The 5,065-nt window shown below is 36.6% G+C and carries 5 protein-coding genes and 1 pseudogene; 1 reads left to right on the top strand and 5 read right to left on the bottom strand.

Going from position 1 to position 5,065, the window contains the following annotated elements; translation table 11 throughout:
• Positions 1-71: 71 nt before the first annotated feature.
• The 5 genes from IE056_RS18125 to IE056_RS18105 form a co-directional block, all read right to left on the bottom strand.
• Positions 72-242 carry a hypothetical protein gene (locus IE056_RS18125; RefSeq protein ID WP_189606404.1) on the bottom strand — a complete coding sequence of 57 codons (171 nt, stop codon included), beginning with the start codon at positions 240-242 and terminating at the stop codon, positions 72-74.
• A 400-nt stretch (positions 243-642) separates the two neighbouring features.
• Positions 643-1,467, bottom strand: a complete 825-nt coding sequence (locus IE056_RS18120; RefSeq protein ID WP_189606403.1) for a hypothetical protein — start codon at positions 1,465-1,467, stop codon at positions 643-645.
• Positions 1,468-1,951: 484 nt separating this feature from the next.
• Complete coding sequence (locus IE056_RS18115) at positions 1,952-2,485, bottom strand: hypothetical protein (protein WP_189606405.1); 534 nt, start codon at positions 2,483-2,485, stop codon at positions 1,952-1,954.
• 129 nt (positions 2,486-2,614) lie between these two features.
• Positions 2,615-2,899, bottom strand: a complete 285-nt coding sequence (locus tag IE056_RS18110) for a hypothetical protein (RefSeq protein ID WP_189606402.1) — start codon at positions 2,897-2,899, stop codon at positions 2,615-2,617.
• A 670-nt stretch (positions 2,900-3,569) separates the two neighbouring features.
• Positions 3,570-4,004: a hypothetical protein gene (locus IE056_RS18105; protein WP_189606401.1), complete on the bottom strand. Its 435-nt coding sequence runs from the start codon at positions 4,002-4,004 to the stop codon at positions 3,570-3,572.
• Positions 4,005-4,328: 324 nt separating this feature from the next.
• Between IE056_RS18105 and IE056_RS18100 the strand changes: the two are divergent.
• A pseudogene (locus tag IE056_RS18100) lies at positions 4,329-4,964 on the top strand (IS110 family transposase); the annotation flags it as partial.
• Positions 4,965-5,065 lie beyond the last annotated feature (101 nt).

Here is a 5,065-nt window from a genome sequence, read left to right as displayed (position 1 = left end):
CTCAGAACTACAAGAAATTACAGCAAGTTTAGGTCAAGTTTATCCGAGGGGAACCGGTAAATAAAATTATGCTAAGTTAGTAGATGTGGTTGGTGGGCCGCATACAGGTCTTCGGCATAAACACCAAATTCCTTTACATCTTCTGCAAACTGTCCAACCGCCACATAATGTGAGCGACTGCCAACATCAATCCCTGCTGCATTGGGATTAATGATTTCCATAGAAAGCTTTTTTCGTCCCATATCTAAATATTTTAGAAAAAGACCCTAAGGAAATGTATCTTTGATTTGAACAATATTCTGAACGGGCTCTCCAAAAAGGGGCACCACTGAAATTATCAACAAGCTCCTGAACCACTAATTCAGGAGCTTTTTTACATTTCGACCAGAATTACGCACGGGCTTACTTACCAGCGCCAATTTAAAAAGCGGCCACGCATAGAGTCACTAATAAATTTAATACAGAAAAGGTATATGTTGCGCGACGTTGGCCGAAGAAATTAATGGAGTTTCTTCATGTGGGGAATTGCACACAACGTCTCGTATAAAAACTGTGCGAGCTGGCGTGCATGATTGTCCGCAGGATAATCCGCTCAGCAAGGGAACACGATGTTTCGATTATAGACGGATTTAAGCATTGTTTTTATATGTTGTTACCTGCAGCCTTTTCTATTTCAGTTGATTGGTCGGTTATGCTTTTGGTTTGCAGTTCAATTGCAAAAGCTTCCAGTTCTGTTTTTAAATTCATTGTTGTTTCAAGAAAGAATTTGGTGAAAAACTCTTTTTCGATATCATAATTAATCCGCCCTTTACCAGTTCCATCTAACTCCATTTCATAATCTTTTGTCGCTGATTCTATGGTATAGACTTGGTCAAGGTCGAAGTATCCAATGCCGTCTTTCACTTCTTCTAATGTGTAAATAGAGTTAATCTCAATCTCAATGGTTACATCACCAATCGGCATTGACATTGGATTTTTCTGCTCAAAACTTTCTCCAACTTTGATTTTTCTATTTGGGTATTTGATTTGATTCATTAAAGATTCCATTGCAGGAATAAGGACTTCCTTTTTTTCTTTTGTCATTACAAAAGAAGAAATAGAGTCTATTTTAGTCATTCCAGCAATTGATTTCCCGAAAAATTTCGTTCCGCTAATCAAAGTCGGATTTGTTGATTCCAATAGCTCAATTTTGATAGGAAATTCATTTCCATTTGAACGTCCTGTTTTGGATATACTTTTTAGAATAGTTGTGTCCTTTGTTGAAGTCGGATTTTTAATTCCATTATTTTCTAAATTTTGTAAAAATTGGTCAGATGCAAAATATTTTACAGTATTTTCTGAAATCTGTTTTTGAGTTAAGGTGTAATTAAGGTTTGGTAGATAGCCAACTTTAAAATTTATTTCTTCCTGACTTTTACAAGAGGTAATTGCTGATAATAATAAAACGAATAGGATTGTTCTCTTCATTTGGTTCTGTTTAGCTTGCAGGTAACGTTTCGTATAAAAACTGTGCGAGCGGGCGAGCGTGATTGTCCGTAGGACAATCAGGCGTTGCAAGCGAGCACGGAGTTTCGAATTGAGACTGATTGAAGCATTGTTTTTATATGTTGTAAACTGGGCTTTTTTTCCCAGTCTGGTTTTTTATCCGTTGCGATTGTCAGTCCGCTGCTCTTCCCGAACCCAAAAATTCCTTTAAAAATCCCCTTTTTGAGTGGTAAATCAGATCCGTGTCCGTCCGAATTTATCCGCTGCAAAAAGAATGAAAATAATATTTAAAAAACTCATCATCCAAAAATGGTTTTTTTTTGCCTTGTATACAACGTCTCGTATAAAAACTGTGCGCGGGCGAGCGTGATTGTCCGTAGGACAATCCGCTGAGCAAGCGAGCATGACGTTTTCTATTCGAGACGGGTTTTAGCATTGTTTTTATAAGTTGTTGTGCAATGGTTTTTTATGCGTGGCTATTAATCCGCAGATCCCTATATGATTTTTGAGTCAGATTGATTTTTAAATTGAAGTAACAATTACCTCCATCCGCAACGGGTGGCAACAATTCACTTCGCCAATTCTTAGTGTGAAACTCCCTGCACGATAAGTTCACCCAAACTTCTTTTTCGCCTTTACCATTTATAATTGGAACATACTGTCGATAATAATTTTCTGTTTCCAGTTCAAATCCTGTTTCAGTCCATTTATTCTCAGGATTCTCAGCGTTACGGTTTTTTAGAGCTTCTTTTTGAAGTTCATTATTCTCTTTTACAGCTCTTTCCAATATTTCTTCAACATTTTTTATTTCTGCCAAACTTAGATCTGTCGGTTCTCCATTTTCAAAAGGGTACAACATTTCCTGTTTGTACTTTACAACAGAGTAAAGTGAGTCCTCAATGGCGAGTCCTTTTTTTGAGTTCGATTGATAATTATTTCCTGTTTTGTTTTGACAGGAAATGAGAAGAATTAATAGAGCTAAGGTTGAGAATTTTACCATTTTACTTTTAACTATTGCACAACGTCTCGTATAAAAACTGTGCGAGCGGGCGTGCTTGATTGTCCGCAGGACAATCCGCTGAGCAAGCGAGCACGATGTTTGGATTCAAGACTGTTATAAGCATTGTTTTTATATGTTGTTGGCAAACGTTTTATTTTTATTCATACTTAATCTCTGCAGTAGTAATAAAACTGCTGAAATTGAAATTAAAATATGCGGAAGGAAAGTCGGATAAGCTCCTCCTATTATATTAATCAGAACAATTATAGCAAAACCACTTGAACCTAAAATTAGAAAGGATAATATGAATCCGATAATATTTTTCATTTTTACAGTCAGATAAACTGATCCGGTTATTTCAAGGAGTCCGATTAGAATCGGAATATTTCCCCATATAATTGTTTCTATTTCCATTCTTTACCTTTGAATATCGAGCTAATCTATGTTTGCCAACGTCCCGTATAAAAACTGTGCGAGCGGGCGAGCGTGATTGTCCGAAGGACAATCAGGCGTTGCAAGCGAGCTGGAAGTTTCGAATCGAGACAGGTTTTAGCATTGTTTTTATACAGTGTTGTAAACTGGGCTTTTTTTCCCAGCCTGGTTTTTATCCGTTATGATTGTCAGTCCGATGTTCTTCCTGACGCCAAAAATTTGCTTCAAAAATTCCCTTTTTGAGTGGTAAATCAGATTTCATCAGTCCGATTTTTGTCCGCTGCAAAGAGAGAAGAAATTAAGATTTTAAAAACTGACCATCCAAAAATGGCATTTTTGCCTTGTTTACAACGTCCCGTATAAAAACTGTGCGAGCGGGCGAGCGTGATTGTCCGCAGGACAATCAGGCGTTGCAAGCGAGCAATGAGCTTCGATTTGAGACAGGTTTAAGCATTGTTTTTATATGTTGTTACCCAACGTTTTCTTTGATTCTACTGATTTGAAAAAAGCTCTTTCCATAACTTCTTTTTCTTGATCGGAATTGTAATTTATTGAAGCACTAAAAACTTTGTTATCAACTAAGGTATTGTAAAGATCTTGATTGATAATTAATTCTCCTGTCGAAGCATTACGAACCTCAATTTGTATTTTTTTAAAAACTAAGTTCCCGATCTTCATTTCTGATGTCCATAATGGTATGTTTTGTATTCTCCAAACTTGAGTAGGTCCGATCAATAGATTTAACTATTGCGTCTTGTAAAACCGGAAAAGTAAGATTTGTACTATCCATTGAAGTTACTGAAGAACTAAAAAAGTTGTCTTGACCTTTTCGAAACGTGATTAAGTTTAAATCAGTAGGTACGTTTTTAAAACCATCTGGAGTTTTAAAAATCTCATCTCTTAAATCGGTACTTTTTTCCAGTTTTTCGTCAGTATCTACAATATATTCTTCAGGGATTTCAATATTCCAATCAAGTTCACGAGAATAATAAGTACTGTCAATTATTTCACCAGAGGATATAATTCTCTTGTCGCTGGAATTACATCCAACTATAAAAAACATTAGTAATAGTAAAATTGGTTTCATTAAATGTTGGGTAACGTCTCGTATAAAAACTGTGCGAGCTGGCGTGCGTGATTGTCCGCAGGACAATCAGGTGTAGCAAGCGAGCACGGACTTTCGAATCAAGACAGGTTTGAGCATCTTAAGTTTGATTTCTTAACTTTTACGTACTAATCAGAAAGAACAAAAGAGAGGAGTAAGGTTATTTTGAGCATAGGAATAATAGATTCCGTAAACATTGAAAACCCCCTCTCTTTTCTACTTCAATTTCGTTCAGTTCTATGAGACTTTGATCTCGTTTTTAAGATGGTGAAAACAAAGTAGGTGTCCTTTCCTAATCAGTTATCTATGAATAAATGTAAACAAATTTATGGAGTAGACATCAGTAAAAATGTATTCGATGTTGTAGACTCTAAAGAAATTCATTCTCAGTTCAAAAACGATGGTAAAGGGTTCAAAGCCTTCCATAAAGCTCTTCCTGCCGATGCTTTAGTAGTAATGGAAGCTACAGGGTATTATCACTACCGGTTGGCACAGTTCCTTTATGAAAAAAATGTAAATGTCTCTGTAGTGAATCCCCTGTCAGTCAAAAGGTTTATTCAAATGAAACTCTCCAAGGTGAAAACAGATAAATCTGATGCAAAAGCAATCTGTGAGTATGCCACTGTAAATGAAGTTCCACCCTATACTGCAAAAGACAAGAACCAGGCGGAATGTTTACAACTTATACGCCTGATTGACATTTATTTGAAACAAACCACTGCCTTGAAGAACAAGCTGCATGGAGAGAAAACCTTGGGCAAACCCTCCAAGACAGTATATCATTCACTAAACCGATCCTTAAAGGCTGTACAGAAAGAAATCAAGATCCTGGAGGATCGCCTGACAGAGATCGTGAAAGAAGAGCAACAAAAACAGTTAACTCTAGTTAAAAGCATTCCCGGTTTAGGAAACAAAACTGCCATTATGTTGATCGTTTTAACGTATGCGGCCCACCAACCACATCTACTAACTTAGCATAATTTTATTTACCGGTTCCCCTCGGATAAACTTGACCTAAACTTGCTGTAATTTCTTGTAGTTCT

It is taken from the genome of Salinimicrobium marinum (assembly GCF_014651535.1).
In the GTDB taxonomy this organism is placed as follows: Bacteria; Bacteroidota; Bacteroidia; order Flavobacteriales; family Flavobacteriaceae; genus Salinimicrobium; species Salinimicrobium marinum.
The sequence above is the reverse complement of the archived record's forward strand: the minus strand, read 5'-3'. Positions and strand labels throughout refer to the sequence as shown.